Origin of the sequence: Kosakonia sp. (genome assembly GCF_032104925.1) — a bacterium.
Classification (GTDB): domain Bacteria; phylum Pseudomonadota; class Gammaproteobacteria; order Enterobacterales; family Enterobacteriaceae; genus Kosakonia.
In genome coordinates, this window is sequence record NZ_DAMCGF010000002.1 from 429,340 (window position 1) to 456,129 (window position 26,790).

Annotated in this window: 22 protein-coding genes; 6 read left to right on the forward strand and 16 right to left on the reverse strand. The window is 54.9% G+C overall.

Features of this window, described 5'->3' with window-relative positions; genetic code table 11:
- Nucleotides 1-33: 33 nt before the first annotated feature.
- Nucleotides 34-915, reverse strand: a complete 882-nt coding sequence (locus RT644_RS05115; RefSeq protein WP_160268771.1) for an alpha/beta fold hydrolase — start codon at nucleotides 913-915, stop codon at nucleotides 34-36.
- A 139-nt stretch (nucleotides 916-1,054) separates the two neighbouring features.
- Here RT644_RS05115 and RT644_RS05120 point away from each other — a divergent pair, with 139 nt between their 5' ends.
- Nucleotides 1,055-1,630, forward strand: coding sequence for an ABATE domain-containing protein (locus tag RT644_RS05120; RefSeq protein WP_313626069.1), 576 nt, complete (start codon nucleotides 1,055-1,057; stop codon nucleotides 1,628-1,630).
- 558 nt (nucleotides 1,631-2,188) lie between these two features.
- On the opposite strand, the gene RT644_RS05125 is transcribed toward RT644_RS05120, so the two are convergent.
- A complete protein-coding gene (locus RT644_RS05125) occupies nucleotides 2,189-3,256 on the reverse strand; it encodes an SDR family oxidoreductase (RefSeq protein ID WP_313626070.1) in 1,068 nt (355 codons plus the stop codon).
- Between the two features lie 103 nt (nucleotides 3,257-3,359).
- Here RT644_RS05125 and RT644_RS05130 point away from each other — a divergent pair, with 103 nt between their 5' ends.
- Together RT644_RS05130 and RT644_RS05135 are read left to right on the forward strand one after the other, a co-directional pair.
- Nucleotides 3,360-4,292, forward strand: coding sequence for a LysR family transcriptional regulator (locus RT644_RS05130; protein ID WP_020455101.1), 933 nt, complete (start codon nucleotides 3,360-3,362; stop codon nucleotides 4,290-4,292).
- A gap of 64 nt (nucleotides 4,293-4,356) precedes the next feature.
- A complete protein-coding gene (locus RT644_RS05135) occupies nucleotides 4,357-5,478 on the forward strand; it encodes a cupin domain-containing protein (RefSeq protein WP_020455100.1) in 1,122 nt (373 codons plus the stop codon).
- Nucleotides 5,479-5,534: 56 nt separating this feature from the next.
- Here RT644_RS05135 and RT644_RS05140 read toward each other — a convergent pair whose 3' ends face one another.
- From RT644_RS05140 to RT644_RS05150, 3 genes are all read right to left on the reverse strand, one after another.
- The gene (locus tag RT644_RS05140; RefSeq protein WP_020455099.1) at nucleotides 5,535-5,846 is read right to left on the reverse strand and encodes a CcdB family protein; all 312 of its coding nucleotides are present in this window, start codon (nucleotides 5,844-5,846) and stop codon (nucleotides 5,535-5,537) included.
- A gap of 3 nt (nucleotides 5,847-5,849) precedes the next feature.
- On the reverse strand, nucleotides 5,850-6,095 hold the full coding sequence (locus RT644_RS05145; RefSeq protein WP_020455098.1) for a type II toxin-antitoxin system CcdA family antitoxin: 246 nt from the start codon (nucleotides 6,093-6,095) through the stop codon (nucleotides 5,850-5,852).
- Between the two features lie 137 nt (nucleotides 6,096-6,232).
- Nucleotides 6,233-6,949, reverse strand: coding sequence for a nitroreductase family protein (locus tag RT644_RS05150; RefSeq protein ID WP_082071801.1), 717 nt, complete (start codon nucleotides 6,947-6,949; stop codon nucleotides 6,233-6,235).
- 483 nt (nucleotides 6,950-7,432) lie between these two features.
- On the opposite strand from RT644_RS05150, the gene RT644_RS05155 reads away from it, so the two are divergent.
- Complete coding sequence (locus RT644_RS05155) at nucleotides 7,433-7,864, forward strand: hypothetical protein (protein WP_160268778.1); 432 nt, start codon at nucleotides 7,433-7,435, stop codon at nucleotides 7,862-7,864.
- A 2-nt stretch (nucleotides 7,865-7,866) separates the two neighbouring features.
- Here the strand turns inward: RT644_RS05155 and oxyR are convergent, their stop codons facing one another.
- From oxyR to RT644_RS05200, 9 genes are all read right to left on the reverse strand, one after another.
- Nucleotides 7,867-8,781, reverse strand: a complete 915-nt coding sequence (gene oxyR / locus RT644_RS05160) for a DNA-binding transcriptional regulator OxyR (protein WP_313626071.1) — start codon at nucleotides 8,779-8,781, stop codon at nucleotides 7,867-7,869.
- Between the two features lie 210 nt (nucleotides 8,782-8,991).
- Nucleotides 8,992-10,002 carry a glycosyl hydrolase family 8 gene (locus tag RT644_RS05165; RefSeq protein WP_097406150.1) on the reverse strand — a complete coding sequence of 337 codons (1,011 nt, stop codon included), beginning with the start codon at nucleotides 10,000-10,002 and terminating at the stop codon, nucleotides 8,992-8,994.
- 43 nt (nucleotides 10,003-10,045) lie between these two features.
- Entirely contained in the window at nucleotides 10,046-10,975 is a 930-nt protein-coding gene (galU, locus tag RT644_RS05170) for a UTP--glucose-1-phosphate uridylyltransferase GalU (protein ID WP_313626072.1), read from the reverse strand.
- Nucleotides 10,976-11,009: 34 nt separating this feature from the next.
- The gene (locus RT644_RS05175) at nucleotides 11,010-11,969 is read right to left on the reverse strand and encodes a sensor domain-containing diguanylate cyclase (protein WP_045512536.1); all 960 of its coding nucleotides are present in this window, start codon (nucleotides 11,967-11,969) and stop codon (nucleotides 11,010-11,012) included.
- A gap of 46 nt (nucleotides 11,970-12,015) precedes the next feature.
- Nucleotides 12,016-12,477: a cellulose biosynthesis protein BcsD gene (gene bcsD, locus RT644_RS05180; RefSeq protein WP_044489478.1), complete on the reverse strand. Its 462-nt coding sequence runs from the start codon at nucleotides 12,475-12,477 to the stop codon at nucleotides 12,016-12,018.
- Nucleotides 12,478-12,489: 12 nt separating this feature from the next.
- Nucleotides 12,490-16,191 (reverse strand): cellulose synthase subunit BcsC-related outer membrane protein, encoded by a 3,702-nt coding sequence (locus tag RT644_RS05185; RefSeq protein ID WP_313626073.1) that lies wholly within the window; start codon nucleotides 16,189-16,191, stop codon nucleotides 12,490-12,492.
- Nucleotides 16,188-18,506, reverse strand: coding sequence for a cellulose biosynthesis cyclic di-GMP-binding regulatory protein BcsB (locus RT644_RS05190; RefSeq protein ID WP_313626074.1), 2,319 nt, complete (start codon nucleotides 18,504-18,506; stop codon nucleotides 16,188-16,190). Before RT644_RS05190 ends, RT644_RS05185 begins: the two co-directional genes overlap by 4 nt.
- Entirely contained in the window at nucleotides 18,496-20,613 is a 2,118-nt protein-coding gene (bcsA, locus tag RT644_RS05195; protein ID WP_313626075.1) for a UDP-forming cellulose synthase catalytic subunit, read from the reverse strand. The genes RT644_RS05190 and bcsA overlap by 11 nt, the downstream gene beginning before the upstream one ends.
- A gap of 190 nt (nucleotides 20,614-20,803) precedes the next feature.
- The gene (locus RT644_RS05200) at nucleotides 20,804-21,196 is read right to left on the reverse strand and encodes a hypothetical protein (protein ID WP_313626076.1); all 393 of its coding nucleotides are present in this window, start codon (nucleotides 21,194-21,196) and stop codon (nucleotides 20,804-20,806) included.
- Nucleotides 21,197-21,764: 568 nt separating this feature from the next.
- Here RT644_RS05200 and RT644_RS05205 point away from each other — a divergent pair.
- Nucleotides 21,765-23,408 carry an EAL domain-containing protein gene (locus tag RT644_RS05205; RefSeq protein ID WP_313626077.1) on the forward strand — a complete coding sequence of 548 codons (1,644 nt, stop codon included), beginning with the start codon at nucleotides 21,765-21,767 and terminating at the stop codon, nucleotides 23,406-23,408.
- Between the two features lie 119 nt (nucleotides 23,409-23,527).
- Here the strand turns inward: RT644_RS05205 and RT644_RS05210 are convergent, their stop codons facing one another.
- The gene (locus tag RT644_RS05210; protein ID WP_020455084.1) at nucleotides 23,528-23,653 is read right to left on the reverse strand and encodes a hypothetical protein; all 126 of its coding nucleotides are present in this window, start codon (nucleotides 23,651-23,653) and stop codon (nucleotides 23,528-23,530) included.
- Nucleotides 23,654-24,288: 635 nt separating this feature from the next.
- On the opposite strand from RT644_RS05210, the gene RT644_RS05215 reads away from it, so the two are divergent.
- Complete coding sequence (locus tag RT644_RS05215; protein WP_313626078.1) at nucleotides 24,289-25,617, forward strand: sensor domain-containing diguanylate cyclase; 1,329 nt, start codon at nucleotides 24,289-24,291, stop codon at nucleotides 25,615-25,617.
- 20 nt (nucleotides 25,618-25,637) lie between these two features.
- Here RT644_RS05215 and RT644_RS05220 read toward each other — a convergent pair whose 3' ends face one another.
- Nucleotides 25,638-26,780, reverse strand: coding sequence for a trans-sulfuration enzyme family protein (locus RT644_RS05220; protein WP_160268796.1), 1,143 nt, complete (start codon nucleotides 26,778-26,780; stop codon nucleotides 25,638-25,640).
- Nucleotides 26,781-26,790: the final 10 nt, after the last annotated feature.

The window sequence follows — 26,790 nt, forward strand, 5'->3', positions numbered from 1 at the left end:
CGGTGCGCCCACCACGCGGGGCGCACCGGTTTCTTAGCCAATCGCGTTACCGATCACATCACGAATGCGTTGGGCAATGTAGCCAACATGGGTTTCCAGTGCGAAATGCCCGGTATCAAGCAGCTCGACCACCGCATTTGGATTATCGCGTTTATAAGCGTGCGCGCCTGGCGGGATAAAAAACGGATCGTGCTCGCCCCAGATAATCAGCGCGGGTGGCTGGTGGGTGCGGAAAAAGGCCTGAAACTCCGGGTAGCGCTTCAGGTTGTTGGCGTAATCAAGAAACAGATCCAGCTGGATCGCTTTATTTCCAGGGCGCTCCATCAGTAATGTATCCAGTTGATAACCTTCCGGAGCGACAGTTTCAGGGTCGCGCACACCGTGCAGGTACTGCCATTTTGTCCCTTCCAGATTGAGGATCGCATCGTGAACGACCTGCCGGTTTTCCGCGGTCGGCGCGTGCCAGTAAGCCTGTACCGGCGCCCATGCGTCGCCTAAACCGTCCAGATACGCATTGCCATTTTGCGAAATAAACCCGCTCACCCGCTGCGGATAATGCAGCGCCAGCCGCAATCCGGTCGGCGCACCGTAATCAAAAACATACATGGCAAAACGTTGCAGATTCAGCGCATCGACAAAAGCAATCAGCGTGTTTGCCAGCCCATCAAAGCTATAGCGGTAATCGCGCTCAGCGGGAACTTCGGTAAAGCCGAAGCCGGGCAGATCCGGGGCGATAAGGTGAAACTTATCTGCCAGCAGCGGGATCAGTTCGCGAAACTGATGCGAAGAGCTGGGAAAACCGTGCAGCAGCAGTAATACCGGGTTTTCCGGGTTACCGGCTTCACGGTAAAACACCTTGACGCCATCGGCGTCTGCATACTGATAGCGAACCGGGAAATGCGTATTGGCAGCCATATCGTCACCTCTTTTGAAACCGTTAAAAGTTAATTTATAGGGTTACTTCGAAGCTGAGTATGGCGAAAGCATGTAACTGTGTAAAATATATTTTATCGGTTACAATATGCGGAAGAATGAGAAACAGGGGAGAGCAACGATGACAGCAGCCACGTTACCCGGTGCGGAAGGCCCGTGGTTCATAGCTGAAGATCAGGCGCTGGATTTTATCAACACGCTGGCGATGGCGGAAAAATCGCCGCATGACTTTTGGCAGTCCGATGACGATGTGCGCCAGTGGCTACAGCATGTCGGGTTGCAGGTTAACGCGATGGCAAAGCCGGGAGAGTTGCTGGCTGAGGCGCGTAAGCTGCGTGCGTTGATCCGCCAGCTTGTCGAAGAGAAAAAGCACGGGCGGGAGTTGTCGCTGGATGAGCTGAACGGCTGGCTGGCGCAGGCGCAAAGCCACTTACGCCTCGTGGTCGATGAGCAAGGCGCGCTGCAAACGCAGCGCGTATACCTGCTTGATACGCCGCAGCAAGCACTGGCACCGGTCGCAGAACAGGCGGCAGCGTTACTGGCAAACGGGCAGTTTGACTATATTCGCCAGTGCGAACACCCGGATTGCACACTGTGGTTTTACGATAAGACCAAAGCGCATCGCCGCCGCTGGTGCAGCATGGCGCTGTGCGGCAACCGGGCAAAAGTGGCCCGATTCCGCGCCAAAAGTAATTAATCCGTGACCCAATGGTGAATAAGCCACGGTGACATAAACACTTTGGCACCATAGGCCTCGCGCAGTGCCTGCCAGAAAGTAAATTTGCGCATAAGTCGCTGTTATAAATTTACTTAGGGTTTGAGGACTAATGAATCAATCTCTGCTGGTGCTGGTGCTGGTGCTGGTGCTGGTGCTGCGACGCTGTTGGCTCTTTTATGGCGCAGGCCGCGCCAACGAGTTTTCTACCAGCATATTTTTCCGGCAATGCGGGTTTCGCCACTTGAAAATGCGCAAGGCGCTGCCGCAACGCCGAAAATCAACGGCGTCGATATTTAGTATCTCCCCGCCACCAACGCCAGTGACGCGACGATCGTTAGCGGTTTGCCGGAATTGGCCGCGCAAAATGTCACTTTGCGGCACAGCAATATCGCCGCCAACTACGGTATGTGAACCGGCAGGGGAATGCGGTGCATAGCGAGGTGCAACAAGGGGCAATGCCGGAACAGTGCCGCAGACGGCGTTGAACCTAAATTGAGGAATTGCCCGGCATGTCAGCGCTGCCGGGCAAATACTGCTTTAGCGTGGGATAATGTTTTCCGCTTTCAGGCGGTCAAACAGCGCGGTGAAGGAATCCAGCGTGCTGCGATAACCGGTAAACCCGGCTTTTCGGCTCTTGCTCATATCAGCGAAGGCTTCCATCGGGCGACCGAGATCGGCATCCGTATGCCACCAGGAGGCCAGTTTACCGATGTCTGATTCTGCCAGTTGATACTTGTCCGCGATCTCTGTCCACGCGGCTTGCGCCTCTTGCATGCGCCCTTCCAGCGGCATCATGCTCGCCGGGAAGGCGGCCGCTTCAATGCCGAAATAAGCCGCCAGCCGCGGCCATAACCAGTTCCAGCGGAACACATCGCCATTCACCGCATTAAAATCTTCGTTCGCGCCACCGTCGCTCACCGCCGCCCAGCTCAACTGCTCCGCCAGTAAACCGGCGTCGGTCACATCGGAGACACCGTTCCACTGCTCAGGTGAGCCGGGGAAGATAAACGGCCACCCTTTTTCGCGGCACAACGTGGCGTAAACCGCCAGCGTCTGCCCCATGTTCATGGCGTTACCGAGCGCATACCCGATGATGCTGTGCGGGCGATGTACGCTCCAGCGATAACCGTATTTTTTCGCCCCGGCGAACACTTCATCTTCCTGGGCATAGTAGAAGTTATCCACGTTCTGGCGGCCCTGCTCTTCGCGAAAAGGCGTGACCGGCACATTGCCTTTGCCGTAGGCTTCGAACGGGCCAAGATAGTGTTTCATTCCGGTGACCAGCGCGACATGCGCCCCGGCCAGGCGTTCGCCCAGCGCATCAATGACATTTTTCACCATCGCGCCATTGACGCGAATATTGGCTTTTTCATTCTCCTGGCGCGCCCAGACGCTAAAGAACAGCGCATCGGGTTTCTCGCTTTTCAGCGCCTCGTTGACCGCCGCCGCGTCGGTTAAATCCGCCGTCAGGCTGGTACAGCCCGCCGGAACCGCGCCGCGCCCGCGTGATAAACCAGTAACCTGCCAGCCGTCTGCCAGCAGTTTCTCCGCCAGCGCCCGGCCAATCACGCCGCTGATACCGACAATTAATGCTTTTTTCTGCATGAGATGTTCCTCTGGGTTTTGTCTACCTCACAGGCTAATAGAGAATTAATTTCTTATCTCTGGTATTAATTCACATTATTCGTAACTTAAATTCACTAATCCCATGAGCGATCAACGTCTGAAAGATATCGTCCCCTTCGTTGCCAGCGTTGAAGAGGGGAGTTTTACCGCAGCGGCGGAACGCCTGCATCTGACCGGCTCGGCGGTGAGTAAAAGCGTTGCCCGTCTGGAAGCGCGGCTGGGTTCGCGTTTGCTGGAGCGCACCACGCGTCGTCTTGAAGTCACCGATGCCGGGAACGCGTATTACCAGACCTGCATTCGTATCCTGGAGGAGCTGGCGGAAGCCGAGTCGGTGCTGGCGGCACACCGCACCATTCCGTCCGGGCGGTTGCGTCTCGCCGTGCCAAACACCTACGGGCGGCTGGGCGTGATGCCGCTGCTGATCCCGTTTTGTCAGCAACACCCGGAAATTGATCTTAGCCTGACTTTCTCCGATCGTTTTGTGGATCTGTTCGATGAGGGAATCGACGTTGCTGTACGCATCGGGCAAACCGTCGATCTACCCGCATCGCTGGGGTGCCGGCAAATTGGTCGTGAAAAGATGGTGTTTTGCGCCGCGCCCGATTACCTGCAACGCGCCGGGACGCCACAACATGAGGCGGAGCTGATGCAGCACCGGGCTATTCTTTATGAGCGGGTGGATGGCAGCACCAAGCCGTGGTTATTTACCACCGCCGACGGGCACCCGGAGTGGCGCCGCGTGCCGTATCGCATGGCGCTCGGCGATGTCGATGCGCAGGTGCAGGCGCTTTGCGCCGGATTAGGCGTCGGGCAGATGCCGACCTGGCTGGTGCATGAGCACGTGCAGCGCGGCGAGTTGCAGGTAATTATGCCGCAATGCCAGCCGCACGGGCTGGCGCTCACGCTGGTGTGGCCGCGCCGCAAGCAGCTATTACCAAAGGTGGACGCGTTACTGATGGCGCTCGGCGCGCTGGAGATCTCTCCGCCGCTTGCCGCACCAGCACTTGACCAATGACAAGGCGGGTGGGTAGGGACTCTCTTTATAATCAGCCCCGTTTCCCTTCTCACTGGTGTGATTTATGGCTTACCAACTCAACCTCAACTGGCCGGAATTTCTTGAAAAATACTGGCAAAAGAAACCTGTTGTCCTGAAACGCGCGTTCCCGGATTTTGTCGACCCGATTACGCCAGACGAACTGGCCGGGCTGGCGATGGAGCCGGAAGTCGACAGCCGCATTGTCAGCCATGTGAATGGTCAGTGGCAGGCGTGGAATGGCCCGTTTGAATCGTTTGATCATTTAGGCGAAAAAGACTGGTCGCTGCTGGCGCAGGCGGTTAACCACTGGCATATGCCCTCAGCCGAGCTGGTGAAGCCGTTTCGCGTGCTGCCGGAGTGGCGTTTTGACGATCTGATGATTTCTTACTCCGTGCCGGGTGGCGGCGTTGGCCCGCATATCGACCAGTATGATGTGTTTATTATTCAGGGGATGGGCAGCCGTCGCTGGCGCGTGGGCGATAAACTGCCGATGCGTCAGTTCTGTCCGCACCCGGCGCTGCTGCATGTTGATCCCTTCCCGCCGATCATTGATGAAGATCTGGAGCCGGGCGACATCCTCTATATTCCGCCAGGATTCCCGCATGACGGTTTTACACACCAGGAAGCGTTCAACTACTCAATTGGTTTCCGTGGGCCGAATGGCCGCGATCTGATCAGCAGTTTTGCTGACTACGCGCTGGAAAACGATCTCGGGAACGAGCACTACAGCGACCCGGATTTAACCTGCCGCGAACATCCGGGCCGGGTAGAAGCGTACGAGCTGGAGCGCGTGCGCAATATGATGATCGAGTTGGTTAGCCAGCCGGAGCATTTCAAACAGTGGTTTGGTAGCTTTATTTCCACGCCGCGCCACGAACTGGATGTCGCACCTGAGCCAGACGATTACCGCGTTGAGGAAATTGTCGATGCGCTAAAAGAGGGGCAGGTGCTGACGCGCCTTAGCGGTTTACGTGTGCTGAACGTTGACGGCAGCGTCTTTATCAACAGCGAATATCTGGACACGGCCGATGCGCAGGCCGCCGATGCGCTGTGCCGCTACACCATTATCGGCCGCAAAGAACTGGGCAACGCGCTGGATAACCCGGCTTTTGCACAAGAGCTGACCGATCTGGTGAATCAGGGTTACTGGTACTTCGACGAGTAAAATTTGTTCGTGTTTCCAGCAATAAAGTGACTGAGCATTTATGGTGTTCAGTCACTTCAAATCCCGTGAAAAATAAAATCCATCGCGTTGCGGATCACGTCGCGCTGCGCGCGCATACTGCAAACCTCTTCACCCAAAATCGCCAGGCTGACGCCTGCAAGATCGTGGGTCAGTAACAAATACGAGTTCCCTTCGATCTCCAGTACCGGGTTTAACCGCTCAACCCGGCGGCGATCTTTGTAATCCGCCAGTGGGCAGAGCGGGATCACCACCCGCGAGTTCATGCTACCGATAATATCGCTCTGTACATCCAGCAGAAACGGGAAATCCCGGCTGTTACTTTTGTTCCGATAAACCGAATATTGCATGGATTAAAACTTCCTGTGTTCATCCGAGAAGTGGCCGCGTTCGGCAATAAATTCATTTAGATCGGCAATGGCGGCGGCATTTTCGCGCTTCCAGCGCTCAGCTGCCAGATTGCGCAGTTCACCTTGCAAGGCGGTCGCAAGTGTTTGCGAAAGGTTGATGCCTTCTTTGCGCGCTTGTTCCAGTAGCTCGCGCTCGACGGTCACGCTGACATTTTGCTTGTTTCGCTGTTTAGGTGCAGTAGCAGGCATGACGTCCCCCTCCTGTGTATAGATGTGTGTAGTATACGCAGGTGTTTGCATGCCATCTAGCCAAAATTTGTACAATACCAATACGTAGCGGAGAAAAAGAATTGCCCGCTCAGCGGGCAATATCTTTATCAATATCGTTATCTCGCGACGATAAAGCGCTTATCGTCGTCGATATAGCTCTTTTCATCAGCGGCAGTAACAATCGAACCAAAATTCATTTCTGCGCGCAGCTTCCAGCTTTCCGGGATCTGCCACGCGGCGCGAACATCAAGATCGATTAACGGGTTGTAGTGTTGCAGATTCGCGCCAATGCTCTTTTCCGCCAGCGCCAGCCACACCGCGTACTGGGCGATACCGCTGCTCTGTTCTGACCAGACGGGGAAATTATCGGCATAAGCGATGTACTGACGCTGCAGGTGAGTGACCACTTCCTGATCTTCAAAAAACAGCACGGAACCAGCGGCGGCGGCAAAACCGTCGAGTTTATCGGAGGTGGCGTGAAAGCTCTCCGCCGGGATCACTTTGCGCAGCTGCTCGCGCACCATCTCCCAGAAACGATCGTGCTCTTTACCGAGCAGGATTAGCGCCCGCGAACTCTGCGAGTTAAACGCCGACGGCGCCTGGCGGATGGCCTCTTTAATGATGTCAACTACCTCATCTTCGGCGATGGGCAAATCTTTGCCGAGGGTATAAATGGTTCTGCGTGCTTTGGCGAGCGAGAGGAAATCGTCCACCGCAACGTGAGCAATCCTCGGTTTTAACTCCGCTTCCAGCAATGCCTGAGGCTTGATGGCAGGTGGTGCGTCATCGGTGCGGGCGAGCGTTGATTTTAATATTTGCTGAAACGGATCCATCAGGTGCGGCTCCTGTCATGAGCGTCAGTGGGGTTAAAAGTATCATTATCAGAGCATAGGCCAGAGCATTTCCATCCTTCAAATAGATGAAAGAAAGCGTGGTATTTGGCGCAAAAAAAGAGGTGTCACGGCACCACTCTCGTGATGATGTGGAAAAGGACGAGGCTGTTGAGATAATCCTGAACCATACTTTTCCCCTTTAGGTGATAGATTTTCATCTTACAGGCGAAATAAGCTCAATATTATTCAACAATAACCTGAGTAAGGCGGCGTTAAATTTATGAAATAAATGAAAAATGGATATTTAGATCGATGCTGTCAATAATTGATCACGAATTAACCTTTTGCTTTATATGATTTTTTTAACGTTTTAAGACGATCCGCATAGCTAATTTTCCTGTTATTCTTTATTTTAAATAATATTCCTAAAGTATTTTCCAGACTGGTCGATGAATAGAGTTTCGCCAGGCATCGAGGAAAAAAATGAAAACGCAATCATTCGGTCAGGACCTGCCTTTGCACCCGGATCCGCAGGCGACGCAAAATATCCCGATCCCACCTTTTGTCGAGACCATTGCGGTGCGTTTATCCTGGGCCTCATCTGTTGCTGAATCGGAAGCGTATCGCCTGCTCGCGGCACCCTATTATCACGGTGCGGTGACGGCGGAAAACAGAGAACAGCTACTCGCACGCTTTCCTTTTATGGCGGAACTGAATGCGCCTGCGCCGATTGCCGACTATACGATTATGCTGGTCAGCCTGTGGCTTACTATTGAAGAGATGTATCACCGGGGCAAGTTATTGCCGGACGAGATTATGCAGGGATTAATGGCAAAAACGACAACCACGCATTTGCGTGATTGTCGTGAAAATGAAAACGGCTGTACGCAGAATATTCCACAACCGCACGATTAAGTTCACGCCATAACGTTGTAATCGAGAAGGTAGCGTTCCATATGACGGGCAATAACGTTGCGCAGAATTTCATATTTCTTGCGCATCGGATCGCTGCGGTGGAAAATCAGCACCACTTTACGTTTTGGCTCCGGGCTAACGCAGCGAATATAACGAATATTCTCGTTGCCGCCCTGCTGTGTGGAAAGCAGCGGAAAGAAAGAGACGCCGCGATTAAACGCCACACCGCGCCGCAGGGTTTCCAGATGCATGGCGACAAAGCGCGAATCCGGCTCCAGCTCAAATTGATAGCAGTAACGCAGTACCTGGCTATGCAGGCAGTTGCCGTCATCCACCATCAAAATCTTATTATTCTTCAGATGCCCCATATCGATTTCGCTCATTCGCGAATAGGGGTGCTGGTGGCTCACGCCCAGCACCAGCGGTTCGTCGAACAGCGGCAGCTCGACATATTTGCTGGTGTCTTTATTGGAGGTCATGATCGCGCATTTAATGGTGTCCGACTCCAGCATATGCAGCAACTGGTTAGTTTGCGCTTCGTGAATTTCCAGCTCGATTTCCGGGAAATTCTCGCGACACACCGTATTGAGATGAGAAAAAATATAGGGTGCGAGCGTCGGAATAATACCGACATCCAGCGTCTGCATCAGGTTCTGATAATGGCTGCTGCTGGCCATATTTTTCAGCGCTTCAATTTCGCGCAGCACCACCTGGGTTTGCTCAACCAGCCGCAACCCGGTTTGTGTGAAGCGGATCTTACGCGTGGTACGTTCCAGTAACTGCAAGCCCAGCTCATTTTCCAGCTTGCGTAACTGGGCGCTGAGCGTTGGCTGGCTGACATTACACGCTTCGGCAGCGCGCTGAAAATGGCGATGTTTCGCCAGCGCGACAAGGTACTCAAGATTACGGATGTTCATTGTGTTCCCCGGGGCGCAAGTTTCCGTTCTGCTGAGAACCCGCCTGTAACAACATGCTGTGCAAATGACGTGTGATTGTTTTCAACTCAGTCATCAGGTTTTCCCCCTCATGTTTGCACATGAGATTTGATGGTTTTTATTATTCATTTCGCGCTTGAAGCTTCCTGCCTGACTCCTGCGCAATCCCGCGCCGGCATTGTTGCTTTACTACTATTTCGTTTTTAATGAGACGGCAAAAAGCGACAACATGTGCAAAACGGACAAATAATAACCTTCGCCCGGTAGCACAGATGTCTCTATTTGCTGATAGTCGCCCATCGTTAAATCACGCACTGCCAGCATGCCGCCGGACATCGCGTAACTCGCCCGTTCGTCGCCGGAGACACTCACCCACGCAGGCGTCGTGCTGCGGGCATAATTAGCCCAATAATGACGGAAATTCTCCATCGAATGCGCTTGCGTATCGCTGAGGCTTAAATACAGCGGAACGCGAATCGCGTCATAACCAAATCGCGCCGGCCAGTTTTCGGCAGGCATGACTTCACCACTATTCTTAATAAAAATCCAGTCGCTGGGCAGTTGCGGCTTACCGAAGCGCGCTTTATTGAGCAATTCGAGGCTTGAGCTTTTTAACTTAAGCCAAATCTCATTATGCCGCTGCCGCCAGAAGCTCTCCCACGCCGGAAAAATAAAATAAGAGGGGTTAACAATATAGCCGTCGTCTTTGGTAAAACCGCTCAGCCCCGGCAGCAAAAGCAGGCGGGAATCTTGCTCAATAATCAGGCAATTGATCAGCGCATCCTGAATATTATTCGAAGCCGCCAGGTAACTCTGATCGTGCCATTTATTACCGGCCAGCAATAAGGCCCAGGCAATCAACGTATCGCCGTCGCTGGCGTTATTTTCGTCCGTCACGTTGTGTGTCTTCGGATCGTAACGCCAGGCAAACAGCCACAGCGACGGGCGTAATAAGGTGTTGCGCGTCCAGCGCCACATTTTTTCAAACGTGGCGGGATCGTCATTCAGTACGGCCAGTAACATGCCATATCCCTGACCTTCCGAATGGCTGATATCGCCATTTTCATGGTCAACAATGCGGCCATCCTGGCTCAGGTAATTCTGCTTAAATAGCACCCAGTTACTGTCCTGGCTGTGGGCTGAAAAAGCGGTCATGGCCAGCGACAGTAACAAACACGGCATGAGCCAGGTGGTTCTTAACATGAGATTTCCTGTGGTAGAGATAGGGCAGTTACCTGCCCAGGCGTTACACCGCTTCAGCGATACGTTCTACGACCTCAGCCACCGGCTTGAGCGCCAGTTCATGCTGCAGCCAGTGGCGGAAAGCCGGGCCGGTCGCGCCGTGGCGCAGGCCGTACTCCACAAAAGCTTTCATATAGCCAATTTTGTCCCCGCAGTCGTGTGACTTGCCGGTCAGCGCGTAGGCTTCAACCGGCTCACGCGCCAGCAGCATAGCGATCGCATCGGTCAGTTGAATTTCGCCGCCTGCGCCAACCGGCGTTTTATGCAGCAGCGGCCAAATCGCTTTTGACAACACATAGCGACCCACCACCGCCATATCGGATGGCGCTTCCTCGACCGGCGGTTTCTCCACCATGCCCTGTACCTGGCCGAAACCACCGGCGGGCAGGTTTTCACCGCCGCAATCCACCACGCCATAGCGCGAAACATCGTCGTGATTAACCTGCTCGATCATTAACTGGCTGGCGCCGGTGATGGTAAAGCGATTGATCATCGCCGCCAGGTTGTCCTGCGCCATATCGCACTGGCTATCGTCGATCAGCACGTCCGGCAGCACGACGACAAAATCGTTATCGCCAATTAGCGGTTCGGCGCACAGCACCGCGTGACCAAGGCCTTTCGAGTGACCCTGGCGCACATGCATAATGTTCATCCCCGCCGGGCAGATGGTGCGCACCTCTTCCAGCAGCTGGTTTTTCACGCGCGATTCCAGCAAGGACTCCAGCTCAAAAGAGGTGTCGAAGTGGTTTTCTATGGCGTTTTTAGACGAGTGCGTTACCAGCACGATCTCGCGGATCCCGCAGGCGTAGCACTCCTGCACGATATACTGGATAAGCGGCTTATCGACGATGGGTAACATCTCTTTCGGAATAGCCTTGGTTGCCGGAAGCATACGCGTGCCGAGGCCTGCCACTGGGATTACAGCCTTTAACATAGTTATTTCCTGTTTTTTTATTGCTGTTTAAATATCAACACACAACGGTGTTAATGATGCCACCCGATTCATTAATGCCCGGAACCTGGTAGTTAATATAATTATCACCGCCTCGCGCCTTCACTTTATAAAGGGCGGTATCGGCGGCTTTTAAAATGGAAGAAAAATTCGGCCCATGTTCGGGATAACTGGCGACGCCAATACTGACCGATAATTCCACCGTCTGTTGCAGGTACTGCAAATACATCGGCTGGCGGGTGGCTTCGACAATTAATTGCAACACGCCACGCCCGGCAGGTTCGTCGACACCTTCAATGTACGTCAGCGCAAATTCATCACCGCCAAGCCTGCCAAGCAGCGTGCCGCGAGAAATGCACTGTTTCACCCGGCTGATAAAACAGCGCAGCACCTCGTCACCGGCGGCGTGGCCCAGGTCGTCGTTAATGTTTTTAAAATTATCGAGATCGAGGATCGCCACCACAATCTGCGCGCCGCGCGCATTGGCGGCACGGATTTTCTTGCGGCTGCGAATATAGTAGCCCTGGCGATTCAGCGTTTTGGTTAATGCATCGTTGTGAGCGCGAAAATGTAATTTCTCGCGAATCGCCATATGCCGGGTAATATCAAAGCCCAACAAAATAAACGCGAATATTTCACCGCGCTCATCTCGCTTAGGCATTAAGCGGGTGTCGAGCCAGACAATTTCACCGCTCTTTTTACGCTGGGATATTTCTCCTTGCCAATTATCGCCGGTGGTTTTGGCGATATTTATCGCCGCCGCCAGTGAGATTTCCGTGTCGTCGTCCGCGGTCTGAAACAGCACCTGGCCTGTCACCTCATCCGGCGTAAAGCCGGTGAGCTGATAAAAGAACGGGCTGGCGTGAATCAGTCGCCCGGCGGTGTCGAGCACCAGCGAAACAAAGGCATTATCCTCCATATAATTAACGGCTTCGATTTCAAGTTTCCTGCCTGAAACCATAATTTCATTCACCATGATGATCACCTGATCGTTGATATAGAGTTTTCATGCCTTTGTGTACTTATTCGCCGATGGCGTAGCGGAAAATCAGTACATCTTCCGTGGCGTTGTCTTTCCAGCGTACCGGAACCTGGTTGCCCGCCCCCTGCGATACCAGCCACTGGGAGTAAGCCCCTTCCAGCACATACGCACTGGCACGACGCCAGCCCGCTTCATCGCGGTACTCCGGCGCGTGCGGCCAGGCGCAGTGCAGCAAGATCAGCTCGCGCTGCGCCGGTGCCATTTTCACAAAACCCCAGTTGAACAACTCCAGCACCCGGTTAATGCTGGCTTCCAGTTCGCTCACCGTGGTGGCGTTATCAATGGGATACCACTGAGCCATCATCTGGCCGATGCGTCTCAGGGCGTCGGGATCTTTATCGCCACGGCCTTCGGTGTATTCGTTAAAAAACAGATACACCAGGTCATGCCAGCCAGCCTGATAATTGCGTTGTAAATAAGTGTCCTGATTGCTAAACATCATCTGTCCCACGGGTTATTTATCTTGATCGACGTAATATTTGAAATAAAACAACGCTTTACCTTCGTTATAACTGCCGAAGGTGTCATAGCCTAAGTTCGCACCCAGAGCCAGGTTGTCGCTGAGGTGGTAGCGCGCATCCACGCCCAACGTGTAGCCAATGCCGTTTTTCGAGGTGGCTTTGTAAACCGCATCCACATCGTCATCGTCGCTGGCGTAGCTGTTTAACTGCGACTGCAGGCTGCTGTGGCCGGGGAAATAGTCGCTCTTACTCTGTTTGTAGGACTGGTAACCCACTGCGCCGTTGAGCGTCAGATCCCAGTCATTAAGATGGCGCGTCAGCGTGACCGGCAGCGAAACCGCCATAAAATCCTGCGGGCTGAAATAACCGCCCTGGCCGAGCGTGTAGTAACTGAGGTTACGGTCAAAGTTCATGTAGTTGACGTTAACCCCGACTTTCAGCTCGCTGTCGGTGGTTTTCCACGGCCGCAAATAGCTGCCCGCCTGCGCGCTCACCGCGTGATTGGTCGGTACGTTGGTGCCAACATAGGTGTCGAAACCTAACTTGCTGTAAAGCCCGATTAACTCGTTATCCCAGGCAAATTGTGCCGACACGCCGTTACGGGTGATGCCGCCCCAACTCTCACCGGTGCTCTTATCCTTCACGCCGACATAAGAGAGCAGGCTGTCGGTCACCGCGCGGCGCTCTGCTTTCAGGTTCAGCGAGCTGTTTTGTGTCAGTTTCGGGTTCCATTCCACGCCGCCCACCAGCCGGGTGAACTCGCCGCCGGTCGGCGTGCTGCCGATATCCAGCTTATAGTTGTCGCCGCTCATGCTGAGGCTGGCGGCAACACCGTTCGCCTGCTGGCTGCCCTGAGAAGCGGCATTCGTCGAGCTGGTGGTGGTTGAAGTGCTTGCCGCCGCTTGCGCCAGTTTTTCCGCATGCTCCAGCGCCCCGGAACCAAAGCGGTTCGCCGCTTCGCCAGACATCTCCCCGGCATTGAGTGACACCGGCGTGATATTCAGGCTCAGGCGCGTGGCGTCGCCGATGGCACCGGAGAGGATCATCGGCGCCTGCACTTCATCCAGCGCGCCAAGGCCGGACTCGCCATTACGGCTACGCAGCGAGACGCCCGCGCTGGTCCACGTGGCGCTCTTTTCCTGCAAATCGCGCATCATGCTGTTGATGCCGCTCATTGCCGTTAACTGCGCCTGGCGCGTCGGCGAGGGCAGGGACATCACGGCGCTGAGTTCGTCGTTGTCGTTCTCATCCCCCTGTTGCAGACGCCACTGGGCGGTGCGCAGCAGCGACATGGCGCGCTGGTTTTCACCGTTAGCGGCGGCGACACGCGCCGCCAGCAACATGTAATCGGCATCCTGGCTTGGCTCAAGCGTAGAGAACGCCCGCCGCGCCGCATCGTTATCGCCACGCGCCAGTGCCAGGTTTACCAGCCCGGTCAGCGCCTGTTTATCGCGCGGGGATTTGCGCAGCACGTACTGGTAGATCTCGGTGGCTTTGTCGTCCATGTGATCGGCCTGGTAAATACGCCCCACCGCCAGCAGCAGATCCGTATTGGTCGGGTTGCGTTGCAGTTCCGGCATGAGCAGATTCCACGCTTTGCCAATTTGTCCTTTTTCCCGCAGGCGGTCGGCGCGGGCGATCAAGCTGCCGGTACGGATATCGTTCATCTCCTGCTGGCTGGTGCCGTTTTGCAGCGCCGGGGCGTTGAGAATGCTCTCCGCTTCGGCGAACTGACCGGCCTGATTGAGGACGCGGATCTGCCCGGCGTAATCGATCACCGAACCGTGCAGCCCCTGCGCCTGGTTTTCCCGCACTAATTGCAGTGCGCCGCTGCTGTCACCGCTTTGCATTAACAGTTCTGCCAGACGGCCAACATCGACCGGGGTTTGCGGCGGGTTACGTTGCAGCGCCAGCAGCGAGTTGCGCGCGGCAGCAGCATTGCCGAGCCGTAAATAGTTACGGGCAATATCCAGTTGTTGGTTGGTCTGCACGCGCGTGCTGAGCGCTGTCATATCGGCGCTGTAGCTGCTGCGGGGTACGCGGGCGAGCAGGCTTTGCGCGCGTGACCAGTCGTTCTCTTCGGCGGCGAAAACCGCGGCGGCATACAGCGCTTCTTTGCTGGTATTACTGCGCGTGGTAACGGCGGTCATTACTGTCGCGGCTTGCTGTTTCTGTCCGGCTTTGCGTAAAGCGCGCGCATAGTCGAGTTGCAGCCAGACGTTTTGCGGATATTTACCGGACGCCGCCTGTAAAATTTGCATCGCGCGTGAGCTGTTGCCCGCCTCCAGTGCTGACTGCGCGGCTTTGCGTTCGCCGTCGCCGTTATCGCCAACGGCGGCAAAGCGGGTGCGCAGGCTGGCGGGCAGGGTACGCAGCATGGCGTCCGCTTCGCTTTGCTTGTTTTGCTGCTTTAACACCCACCACAGGCCGGTGCGGATATCGGTGTTTTGTGGACGTTCAGCCAGCAGCTTGCGATAAATCTCTTCCGCTTGCGGCAATTTTCCCTGGCGGCGCAGGATGTCGGCGCGCAGCATCTCTGCCGCCAGTTGTTGACTGTCGTCGTGAGTGTTGCTGCCTTCAAGGCTTGCCAGAGCTTGATCGTAGCTGCCTTTCAGGCTCAGGCTGCGCGCCTGGCCGAGCGCACCGTAAAAGCGAGCGTTATCGGCATCTTTCGCCCACTGCTCGTTGTTCGGATTAGTGGTGTCCTCCTGGGCGGCGCGGCGCAGAAATTTTTCCGCATCGCTGAAATTATTCTGTCGCAGCGCGACGTAACCCATCCCGGCCAGCGCGTTGCCGTTATTGGCGCGGGTTTGCAGCGCTTCGGCAAACTTATCTTTCGCGCCGCCTAAGTCGCCGCTGTTTAACGCGTCGAATCCGGCTTTGGTGGCATCGCCCTCCACGCTTTTGCGGTAGTGATCCATCGGCGCGCTATCGTCCGGGTGGCGCTGCGCATACGCGGTGTAGGCCGGGAGATCGCCCGCTTTGGCATCGAGCCACAGCAGCGCTTGTTGCAGCGCTTTGTCGGCGTTTTTATCGTCCGGCGCAAGGCGGCTCAACTGTGCGATCCCTTCCCGGCGCGTTGGCTCCTGGTAGGTGAGCGCCATCGCCAGCGCCTGTCTGGTCGGCACATCATCCGGCATCACGCTGGCGCGCTGGCGCATCGCGGCAACCGCTTCTGACCAGCTGGCGCTGTCGCCTGCCATCGTCTGGTAATACTCCAGCGCCACATCGTCCGGCGGCGGATTACCGTTAAACAGCGCACGCCATGCGGCAATCGCCTCTTTAATCTGCCCACGGCTTGCCAGTTGGCGGGCCGCAGTGAGCTTGTCCTGCGGGATATTACGCAGCGTGCTGGCGCTGTTCAGCGCGTTGAGGCGCGGATCTTGCGGTGAAAGTTCGGCGATTTTTTTCCGCCAGATTTCCGACTGCTGAACATTGCCTTGCTGCAACGAGTAGAGCGCCAGCAGATACATGGCGTCGATATTTTTGTCATCCGCCGCCAGCACTTTTTGCAGCGCGTCGATAGCCATTTCGTCGTGGGCTTTGCTGTGCCAGTAACTGGCCTGCGCCAGCAGTTTTTTCACCGCCGTGTCATTGGCGTTCGCATCCGTGCTTTCCGTCGCGGCCGCCGGGTGGCAAGCTCCCAGCAGGCAGAGCAGATAAAAGGCGTGCGTCAGTGGTTTACGCGTATTCATTTCTTCGTCTTATCCTGCAAGCGTTGGTGGGCATGGCGCTGTAACGCGTTAAACAACATCGGGCCGGTGACGGCGGCAATCAGGCAGGTAAGGGCAACCAGCCAGAAGATATGCTCGCTGGCAAACCACAAAATTTTCATGTAGCCCGGCAGGTTGCCGCTGGTGAACTGCTCGCCCACGCGCCAGCTTCGCACGTCGCCCGCATTGCTGATGGCGGTGAAGTCCCCGCCGGCATTGGCGAGAAATGCCGGTTTGCTCATGTCCGCTGGCAGTAAGGCCAGTTGCTGGTTGTCCGTGCCGGTGGCAATGACCACGACGCGTTGTGCGTTCCACGGCGAGCGCAGGCTCAGCAGGCCACGCCACTGGTTGGTATCAAGCAGGTATTCGGCGGCGTCCATGTCTGTGCGTGGCTGGTCGCCGCTCAGCAGAGACAGCACCCGGTTGATCACGCTGGCGGTCATTACTTCGAGCGTGTTTTCGTTGAGCGTAAAAGCACTGCTTTGCAGCAGGGGCGTGAGCAGTTCACGGTTGCTCAGGCTGCCAATCGCCAGAATGTCGCTGTCAGCAAGCTGCGCTTGTGCCTCTTCCTGCCCCGGCATGCCGGTGTACAGGTGCAGATAATTGACGCTTACGCCGGTATCGCGCCCGGCTTGCGCCATCAGGTTTAGCAGCAGCGCAATATCCTCGGCGGACGGGCGTGCCGGCATCAGCACCGTGGTATGTGCCAGGTCGGCATGGCGAGTGAACGGGAACATGGCGCTGCTAAACCAGGCCAGATTGGGCAGCTTGCCAAAGTGCCAGGCGCGGCTGAAATCGAGCGTCGAATCACCTTCAATGCGGCTTTGAATGTTCTCATCCGCCAGCGCGTTACACGGGGCATTTTTCTGCGCCTGCAAGCCAAACCAGAAGCCAAGCTGGTTGTTGCCGAGGAGCGCCCGTGGGTCAATGTTCACCACCGCGCTTTGTTGGCGGTGCGACAGACCGAATGTCGCCAGCACAGGCGCCAGCAATCCCTCTTTACTTACCGGCAGGCGTTTGAGGAACTCACCGTTCAGGCTGACATTAAGGAACGATGCCTGATCGTCGAGCCAGCTTTTCTGCGCAAAGCTGTAGTTCAGGTGCAGGGGAACGGCAGAACCGTCCCATAAGAACAGATCCGGCGCGGTGCGAAACGGCAACTGATTCTCGCCGTGCCAGACGCCGTGCGCCACCAGCGCGCCTTCATCGCTGAGCAAAGAGCGTATGGCCACCGGACGTTCGGTATTGATCCAGCGCGGAGCATCCCAGGCCGCGCGTTGCGCCACTTTCAGGGGCGGCACATCCAGCGTGTCGCTGTCCGGCAGCCCCGGTATGTTCAGCCGCCAGGCGGCCTGGCGCAGTTGCATGTCGTTATGACCGCTTACGATCAACAGCTTGTATGCCGGGTTTTGCGGGTTGTCGATAACCTGCAATGCCGCGCCGTTGCTCTGCGGAATGGTAACGCCTCCGATGGTCTGGCCGGGTTTGCCAATCAGGATGCCATTGCCCGCAGGCAGGGTGTCGTACTGCACCTCAAAGCGGCTGGGTTTGCCATTACTCAATGCGCCAAACTGCGAGGCGACAATTGCCGACGCGGTGAGTACATCCGCATCCGGCGAGGCCGGATAAGCAATGCTAATCGTCTGGTCTTTGGTCTGCTTCACATCGAAGAACGGGCGCGGGAATGTGCCGAGGGTTTTGCGCACGTTCAGCCATAATCCCTGGTAATTCAACGACGATTCCGGCTGTAACATCACTTTGTAATCGGCGGGCAGCGCGCGCTGGCAGCTCCAGACGTTATTGATAATGTCGTCACCGGTTTTTAGCTGGAAGCTGAGGTTGTTGCTGGACGCAATCATCGACGCGGGTACATCAAGACTCCAGGCTCCTTTATCCTGCTGCAACTGATCGAGCGGAATTGCGCCGAGCGGCTGGCCGTTGAGCATCAGTTGCAGGTTTTCACCGCTCACATCGCTGCGGTTAACCTGCACATTCAAATTGATATGCGCGTTGGTTATCACCAGATCGCCCGGCAGGTTGAACGACACGCCGTTTTGTAACTGCTGTCCGCTGAGGGTTAAACCGCCGGTTGCGCCCATATCGCCAAAGCTGAGCGTGCTGGCAATATCCTGGTTGCTGCTGCCCGCAACGGGTGCAGGTTGCGGCTGCGGTTTTGCGCCTTGCAGCGTGACCGGCAGCGGTAATTCCGGTAGCGCATCATTCTGAGCCGTAAAGGCGCAGAACGGGCTGAAGCCGCCCACCAGTAAGGCGGTCAAAGTGAAGGGGTTAAAGCGCATTGTTAACCTCTTCCTGTTTTTTCGCCACGGCGGACATCTGGCTATTAAAGCCACTCACGGTTTTTTTGCGGCCGAAGAACAGCTCATACACGCACTGCAAAATTCCCATAAACGACACCAGCGGGCGGTCTGGCGCATGCGGCGGGCGATACCAGGCATCGGCGCGGGAGAGCACCACGCGCACCAGCTTACGGCGTTCGCTCAGCGCCACGGTGTCGAACTCAAGACGGAGATCGCCCACGCCAGTCCCGGCGGCGCGAATCGGCACATGGGCGATTTCACCGCCCAGCCCCAGCTCGATTTGTACCGGGGTTTTGTGGCTCATATCTTCGCCTTTCGCCAGCGCCACGCGCGCGCCGCCCATCGAGATGTCAAAGGTGCGGGTCTGCATTTTTGAACCGTCAGAGAACAGCACCGTGACCGGCAAGCGGGCGTAAATACGGATGGTTTTGCGGATCTGCTTGGTCTCTTTCGCCACCGCGATGGAGGCCAGCAAAATAATGGTACTGAACGTGCCCCAGGCGATGTTGAACAGGATCACGCGCGGATCGATACCGGCGTAATCATGCATAAAGTAGCGTACGCCAACCCAGATCATGCTGCCCACCATCAGCAGGGTGGTGATGATCAGGGGGCGTACCGTGTGGGCATCGAAGTAATCGCGGTCGGTCAGGTCGCCTTTATCGGTGACGTTGAACTTGCCCAGACGCGGTGAAATCAGGCTGAGTAGCGTCGGCAGAATCAGGTGGTACGCCATCACCGTTTCATAAATTTCGCCCCAGAACGCGTAGCGGTAGCGCCCGGTAATACGCGAGTTGACCATTGTCGACAGCACCAGATGTGGTAATACATAGGCGAAAATCAGCGTTGCCGACGACGAAATAATGTTCAGATTGAACAACATAAACACCAGCGGCGAGGTCAGGAACACCACACGCGGCAGGCCATACTGGAAGTGCAGCATGGCGTTGAGATAGCAAATGCGCTGCGTCAGCTTCAGGCCACGGCCTAACAGCGGGTTGTCGATACGGAAAATCTGCGTCATGCCGCGCGCCCAGCGAATACGCTGGTTAACGTGCAGCGCCAGACGTTCGGTTGCCAGTCCCGCCGCCAGCGGAATATCCAGAAACGCGGTGTTCCAGCCGCGACGCTGTAATTTCAGTGCGGTGTGCGCATCTTCGGTCACGGTTTCCACGGCAAAGCCGCCAACTTCATTGAGCGCGCTACGGCGGATCACTGCGCAGGAGCCGCAGAAGAACGTGGCGTTCCAGTTGTCATTGCCCTGCTGCACCGGGCCGTAGAACAACGCCCCTTCGTGCGGAACGCGCTTTGCCGCTGTCAGGTTGCGCTCAAACGGATCGAGTGAATAGAAGTGGTGCGGCGTCTGGATCAGCGCCAGTTTATCGTCACGGAAAAATTCGCCAATCGTGGCTTGCAGGAACACGCGCGTTGCCACGTGGTCGCAGTCGAATACGCAGATAAGCTCGCCGTGGGTGATGGTCATCGCGTGGTTGAGATTACCGGCTTTCGCGTGGCTGTTATCCGGGCGGGTAATATACCCAACGCCCGCTTCAGCGGCGAAATCACGGAATTCGTCGCGCTTTCCATCGTCAAGAATATACACCTTCACTTTATCTTGCGGATATTCGATACACTGCGCGGCCAGAACCGTATCGCGAACAACTTCAAGGCTTTCATTATAAGAGGGGACATAAATATCGACGGTCGGCCAGATTGATTTATCTGCCGGTAAAGGCGCAATCGGGCGTTCTAATGGCCACGCCATTTGAATATAACCCAGCAGTAAAATCGTCCACGAGTAAATTTCTGCGGCAAACAACAAACTGCCGAGCAGCATTTCAACCGTTGAATCAAAATGCAGCGTTGTTGTGGCGCGCCACCAAATATAACGTGTCGACATCAATACGGAGAGGGAAAGCATTGCCAGTACGGCTTTTTTGCTTTTTACTCTTCCCAGAATAAATACCACTGCCATCACGCTAAGGCCAAAAAGGTATTGTTTATCGCTGCTCATGGGAGTAATCACTACCAGCAGCGATAATAACAGCAGTATCAGCGTGAAAATAATTCCGATGATTTTTTTCATGTTGTTATCATCTTGCACAGAAAAGAATAAAGGCATACCGGCGCGACAATGTCTTCCGGTTACCAGTTAAAATTCGTGACGAGACGGATTTATCCGGTCAGTTAAAAATCGTTACTGTTTACCGGGCCGCAGGCCAAGAAAAATCGTGCGTTATTATTACCAGGTGAAGATTTCACATGGCAGAGCGATATTATTTGCCAATAACGGAAAATAACATATCCAGCCGAACTGGATTGCGCTCGCGAACGTCCACCTCCGCCGGGCGGTGAAGGGCAGCCACGCTCTGCAAAATACCGTTAGCCGGTGTGCTAAAGGCATCAGGCGCGGGGACCGGTACCGGTTTATTTTTAGGCCAGGAAAGGGTGTTAGCCGGGATGTCCACAGGTGCGCTGGCCTGGTTAGCCTCCTTGTGGCTCGCCGGCGTTGTTGCAAGCGCGGCGGCCTGCATATCGTCTTTGACCTCGGATGTGACTGCCGTTGTGGTTACTGCTTGCATTGTTGCACCATCTTCATCACTCATTTCCTGGAAAGAAACACCGGACATCTTCAGTTTTTCAGCCAAAGAACCTAAATCATCATACATAGTATTTGCCTGACTCCGATGTGTTGAATATGCGCTAATATAAGCACGTGGTGGTTGTTTTCTCTTTTATTCGCGAACAAAGGTTACGCGTTAAAACGGACGGGGTGTCGTTAATATTAATTTCCGCATTCCGCTTTAAATGAGAATTTCCTTATATACTGTCGGTGGCGGTCAGTTAAGGTCAAGTGACGTTATCGATAAATAGCCAGACACTTATTAAATGCATCTATGAATGCAACGTTTATTTATTGCTGTGCATCGCGTCGGAGCCGCTAAGTACGCGGGATGGCGAGGGGAAAGAGGTAAATATTATCGTTGTGCGTTACGTCAGTATTTTTATTGATAAGCACGTATAATTAAAATCTCCATAATTAATCCATAATTCTTCATTTTTTGATCGTTTTTAATTGTTCGGCATTTGCTGCGGTTTCTTTAACGATAAATAACTGTTTATTTATTGAGGTTCTCTATAAATGATATGGCTGCATAATATTACGGCTGGGTGATATTGAACCTGTTATTACTTTCAATTAGGATGTTGCCGAACTCTTCTTTAAGAAAAAAGATTATGCATTCTGAAAATGATATTTTCGGCTCTGAGAATATGCTTGCCGCACTCGAAAATGTTCACGATGCTGTCGTACTGCTGGATAGTACGGAAACCGTGTTTTTCTTTAATCGCGCGGCAGAGAAATTATGGGGCTATCCACGTATTTCAGTGCTGGGCTGTAAAGCCTCGGCCATTCCGTTATTCGGCTCGCTGGATATGCTGCCCGGCGAAATGGAAAGTGAGCGTGCGCTGACGGTGATCTCGTCTACCGGCGAGGAGACCTCGCTGGCGGCGACTATCTGTTATGAAGGCGCTAGAGGCGACCGTGCGCCTTGCCGCGTCGTGGTGCATATCGATCAGGAGCGCGTCACTAAGCTTTCCACGTTTGATCATTTAACCGGTCTGCCCAATCGCAGCGCGCTGCATCACTATATTGATCAGATGATCGCAGGCGACATTCATCAGCGCGCCGCGTTTTTCTTTCTCGATCTCGACCATTTTAAAGATGTGAATGATGCGCTTGGTTACGCCGCCGGGGACAACGTGCTGGTGGCGATAGCGCAGCGTCTGCTGAGTGAATTTTCACGTCAGGGCTTTGTCAGCCACGCCGATAGCGACGCCTTTGTGCTGGTGATCCCGGACTGTGATTACACGCGTGCCACCAGCATTGCGCAGAAGATCCAAGCCCTGTTCCGTATGCCGTTCAATGTCGCCGATCTGGCGCTGAATGTGACGGTCAGTACCGGCATCAGCGTCTACCCGGATCACGGCGCCTCACGCGATGGCCTGCTTAAACATGCCAACCACGCCTCGCATCTGGCGAAAGCGGCGGCCTCCGGCGGCTATCTGTTTTTCAGCCCGGAGATGAACCAGGTCGATCAGGAACGTTTAAAACTGGCGGCGGCGTTAAAGCTCGCTATCGCCAGTAACCTGCTGCATTTGCACTATCAACCGCAAATATGGCTGAAGAATGGCGAGCTTTATGGGGTTGAGGCGCTGGCGCGCTGGACAGATCCGGTTCTTGGCGATATTCCCCCCGGAAAATTTATCGCCCTGGCCGAGGAGACCGGTGAGATTGAAGCCATTGGTCGCTGGACACTCCATGAAGCTTGCCGCCAGATGGCGGAGTGGCGCAGCAACGGTATTCACGTGCCGGTGGTGTCGGTAAATCTTTCACCCATTAACTTCTATAACAGTAGCCTGCCGCACTATATCAACTATCTGTTGCGCCAGTACCGGATCCCGGCCAGCAGCCTGACCATTGAGATCACCGAAGGGGTGATGATGGATAAGCGCCCGGAAACGATGGAAGTGATTTGCGCGGTGCGCGAGCTCGGCGTTGGCCTGTCGATGGATGATTTCGGCACCGGCTTTTCCTGCCTGTCACGCCTGGCGCACCTGCCTATGACCGAGCTGAAAATCGATCAAAGTTTTATGCGCGATCTCAGCGAAGGCAGCAAAATGAAAGCCATTGCCACCACGGTGGTGAAAATCGGCCAAAGCCTGCACCAGACGGTGGTAGCCGAAGGGGTGGAGACCGAACAGCAGCGTAATCAGCTACGGGATTTGCAGTGCGATATCGCCCAGGGATATCTCTATTCCCGGGCGTTAAATGCCTCGGCGTTGGCAGGGTGGTTACAAAGCCGACATGCAGCGCAATAATAAAAGAAGTGAGTTTGCAAGGTAGCAGCAGTGGCCCAGGCCCGCAAGGAGTGGCGAGCCGGAATATATCCCCCGTTATCGGGGGATTATTTTATTGTTTTAATACCCATCTCGCCGATTCAGCTAAAAAACTTCAATACCAGCAGAAATAAGCAAAAGAATAACATTCCCCACGACATCTGGCGGTGCGCCTGGCGCGCCGGGTTGACGCTGGTGGTTTTATTTTTGCGGTTATCGCTATTCATTGTTTTTATAACCCTGAACTAATAACAAACCCGCACCAGGCCTTGCGGCGCGGCGGGCGTGATGAGTAAAGCGTTGTGGCTGTACCGCCAAAGTAAATGCGGTAACGTTATTTTTATTTTATAGATAGCATTAATTAATTCGTCTTTATATATCGCTATTGTCTTGCGTGATAAATATCGATGGCATAATCGGTGAAGAGAAAATATATTAACCGGAAAACTTAAAAAATCCAGGAGTAATTTGCCTTAAGGTAAATTAATTGCTTTAAATAGATACGATCTATAATTTCTTATTGTAATTAAGGTGACGATAAATAAATCGCAGGTTCTGGCCTCATTGCCGCGAGATAAAAAAATAAGCCGCATGAAAAAGTCTGACGAAATCGTGTACAGTGTGGCTATTATTACTTCTGGTGATTGAAAACAGGCTAAGCAGGCGCAAAACCGACATCTCCGAAGCAGAGATGTTGCAGAAAAAAACGCCCAAAGTAAGTATGAATCTTATTCACTTTCATTGGGTTAAGGCGCAGCTTAGCAAAACAGATAGATATATTTTTGTGGTGAATATTTCTTGCCTTCACCACGCTGACCAGGCAAGTTGTTGCGCGCATAGCGGGCCATGCGGAACAGAAACCATGAATAATGACAAAAAACGGCTGGATCACCGGGAAGAAGATGCCAAACATCTCTTCGAATTGCTGCACAACAATTCTGACTGGGTGTGGGAAGTCGACGCGCAGGGACGTTATACGTGGTCTTCCGACGTCGTGACGGAATTGCTCGGCGTACCGCCTGACCAGGTGATTGGCAAAACCCCTTTTGATTTTATGCCGCCGGGCGAAGCGGAACGCGTGGCGGGCGCGTTTGGTGCCATTGTGGCGGAGAAGCGTGCGTTTTCTGGCCTGGTCAACCGCAATCAACGCGCCGATGGCAGCATTGTGGTGCTGGAAACCAGCGGCATCCCGCTGTTTGATGAGCAGGGTGAGCTGCGCGGTTATCGCGGTATCGATCGCAATATCTCCAACCTCGGTGAACGGGTGCTGCAACTGGAGACCATTTACGAAACCACGCCGGTGGCGCTGTGTATGATTGACCGCCACGGGCGTCTGGTGATGTCCAACAAGGCGATGGTGAAATTGCTGGGTGAGGCGCTGGAAACAGAGGATCACTTTCAGCGTTTGATGCCTGATTACTGGCCCTTTTTCCTGACGGATTTCGCGCTGGCGGATAAGGGTGAGGCGTTGCCGTCACGCGAGTTGGGCTGGCGCGATCGCTGTTACGATATTCAGGCGGTACCGGTACATGACGCTATGGATATGGTGGTGGGGCTGTCGGTCACGTGGGTCGATATCACCGAACGTCGCCAGGCAGAGCACAAGCTCGCCAGCGCGAATAAAGTGTTACAACAGTACGCGCAACACGATCACCTGACCGGGTTGTTTAACCGCCGCTATATGGATGAGTGTCTGCTGAGCGAGATTTCCCGCGCTTTGCAGGAGGATTTCCCGCTGTCGGTCTGTCTGGCGGATATCGACTATTTCAAAAACTACAACGATACCCAGGGGCATCAGGCCGGGGACGATTGCCTGCGCCTGGTTGCCCGCACGCTCACCTCGTCACCCTTGCGCAGCGGCGATAACGTCAGCCGTTACGGTGGCGAAGAGTTTCTGATTATCCTGCCGGGAACCAACCTGATGCAGGCGATGAATGTCGCCGAAGATGTGCGCAGCAATATCAACGCGCTTAGCGTACCGCACGCGGCCAGCCCGACCGGTTTTTTGACCATCAGCATCGGCGTGGCGACATTGCAGGCCGGGCAAGTGCACTTTGAAGGTAAACCACTGCATATGATTGCCAGTGGTCTTATTCACCGGGCCGATACGGCGCTGTATGCCGCGAAAAAACAGGGCCGCAACCAGGTGGTATCAGCGTGGGACAGCCCGTTAACGTCGCAGGGAGCCTGATGGCTCCCCGATTTATGTGCTTACGCCAGCGCGTTTTTCCAGTCAGCAATCAGATCCTGTTCATCTTCGATGCCCACCGACAGGCGGATCAACTGCGGTGTGATGCCGTTTGCCAGGCGCTGTTCAAGCGGAATTGACGCGTGAGTCATGCTAAACGGCTGGCTGACCAGGCTCTCCACACCGCCGAGGCTTTCCGCCAGCGTAAACAGTTTTAGCTTATTGATAATCTCTCTCGCCCGTGCGTCATCACCTTTGATGACCACCGAAATCATGCCGCCCGGCAGCGCCATCTGCTTGCGCGCCAGTTGATACTGCGGGTGCGATTCCAGCCACGGGAACCACACTTTCTCCACCTGCGGCTGTTGTTCCAGCCAGCGGGCGAGCGCCAGCGCGTTGCTGCTGTGGCGCTCCACGCGCAGGGAAAGCGTACGAATGCCGCGCAAGGTGAGGAAACTACTGAACGGATCGAGCACCCCGCCGACGGCATTTTGCAGATAACCGAGTTTTTCGGCCAGCGCCGGGTTATCGCCGACCACGGCCAAACCGGCAACCACATCCGAGTGCCCGTTCAGGTATTTCGTGGCCGAATGCACCACGATATCAAACCCTAACTCCAGCGGGCGATGGATAACCGGCGATGCGAAGGTGTTATCCGCCACGCTGAGAATATTATGACGTTTGGCGATGGCGGCAATCGCCGCCAGATCCGCCAGCTTCAGTAACGGGTTGGTTGGCGTTTCCACCCAGATCATCCGTGTGTCGGGGCGAATGGCAGCTTCGAGACCTGCGAGATCGTCCGGTTTTACCCAGCTCACCTGTAATCCGGCGCTGCGGCGGCGCACATTTTCAATCAGGCGATAGGTGCCGCCGTACACATCATCAATCGCCACCAGATGGCTGTCTTTATCCAGCAGTTCCAGCACCGTGGAGATGCTGGCGAGGCCCGAAGCAAACGCGTAACCGCGCGTGCCGCCTTCCAGTTCGGCGATCGCCGTTTCCAGCGCATGGCGTGTCGGGTTGCCGCTGCGCGAATATTCGTAGCCGGTGTGTTGGCCCGGCGCAGGCTGTGCGAAAGTGGAGGTGGCGTAAATCGGCGGCATCACCGCGCCGTGTTGGTCGTTGAATGCGCCGCTGTGGACGCTCTGCGTTGCCAGTGTTTTCATTTTATTTCCC

Excerpts from the sequence above, each read along its gene's own strand:
- RT644_RS05210 (WP_020455084.1), bottom strand. The coding sequence starts at position 23,653 with ATGAATAGCGATAACCGCAAAAATAAAACCACCAGCGTCAACCCGGCG.
- RT644_RS05140 (WP_020455099.1), bottom strand. The coding sequence starts at position 5,846 with ATGCAATATTCGGTTTATCGGAACAAAAGTAACAGCCGGGATTTCCCG.
- RT644_RS05145 (WP_020455098.1), bottom strand. The coding sequence starts at position 6,095 with ATGCCTGCTACTGCACCTAAACAGCGAAACAAGCAAAATGTCAGCGTG.
- oxyR (WP_313626071.1), bottom strand. The coding sequence starts at position 8,781 with ATGAACATCCGTAATCTTGAGTACCTTGTCGCGCTGGCGAAACATCGC.
- RT644_RS05165 (WP_097406150.1), bottom strand. The coding sequence starts at position 10,002 with ATGTTAAGAACCACCTGGCTCATGCCGTGTTTGTTACTGTCGCTGGCC.
- RT644_RS05125 (WP_313626070.1), bottom strand. The coding sequence starts at position 3,256 with ATGCAGAAAAAAGCATTAATTGTCGGTATCAGCGGCGTGATTGGCCGG.
- RT644_RS05130 (WP_020455101.1), top strand. The coding sequence starts at position 3,360 with ATGAGCGATCAACGTCTGAAAGATATCGTCCCCTTCGTTGCCAGCGTT.
- RT644_RS05150 (WP_082071801.1), bottom strand. The coding sequence starts at position 6,949 with ATGGATCCGTTTCAGCAAATATTAAAATCAACGCTCGCCCGCACCGAT.
- bcsA (WP_313626075.1), bottom strand. The coding sequence starts at position 20,613 with ATGAAAAAAATCATCGGAATTATTTTCACGCTGATACTGCTGTTATTA.
- RT644_RS05220 (WP_160268796.1), bottom strand. The coding sequence starts at position 26,780 with ATGAAAACACTGGCAACGCAGAGCGTCCACAGCGGCGCATTCAACGAC.
- RT644_RS05175 (WP_045512536.1), bottom strand. The coding sequence starts at position 11,969 with ATGGTGAATGAAATTATGGTTTCAGGCAGGAAACTTGAAATCGAAGCC.
- RT644_RS05185 (WP_313626073.1), bottom strand. The coding sequence starts at position 16,191 with ATGAATACGCGTAAACCACTGACGCACGCCTTTTATCTGCTCTGCCTG.
- bcsD (WP_044489478.1), bottom strand. The coding sequence starts at position 12,477 with ATGATGTTTAGCAATCAGGACACTTATTTACAACGCAATTATCAGGCT.
- RT644_RS05205 (WP_313626077.1), top strand. The coding sequence starts at position 21,765 with ATGCATTCTGAAAATGATATTTTCGGCTCTGAGAATATGCTTGCCGCA.
- RT644_RS05200 (WP_313626076.1), bottom strand. The coding sequence starts at position 21,196 with ATGTATGATGATTTAGGTTCTTTGGCTGAAAAACTGAAGATGTCCGGT.
- RT644_RS05190 (WP_313626074.1), bottom strand. The coding sequence starts at position 18,506 with ATGCGCTTTAACCCCTTCACTTTGACCGCCTTACTGGTGGGCGGCTTC.
- RT644_RS05155 (WP_160268778.1), top strand. The coding sequence starts at position 7,433 with ATGAAAACGCAATCATTCGGTCAGGACCTGCCTTTGCACCCGGATCCG.
- galU (WP_313626072.1), bottom strand. The coding sequence starts at position 10,975 with ATGTTAAAGGCTGTAATCCCAGTGGCAGGCCTCGGCACGCGTATGCTT.
- RT644_RS05135 (WP_020455100.1), top strand. The coding sequence starts at position 4,357 with ATGGCTTACCAACTCAACCTCAACTGGCCGGAATTTCTTGAAAAATAC.
- RT644_RS05215 (WP_313626078.1), top strand. The coding sequence starts at position 24,289 with ATGAATAATGACAAAAAACGGCTGGATCACCGGGAAGAAGATGCCAAA.
- RT644_RS05115 (WP_160268771.1), bottom strand. The coding sequence starts at position 915 with ATGGCTGCCAATACGCATTTCCCGGTTCGCTATCAGTATGCAGACGCC.
- RT644_RS05120 (WP_313626069.1), top strand. The coding sequence starts at position 1,055 with ATGACAGCAGCCACGTTACCCGGTGCGGAAGGCCCGTGGTTCATAGCT.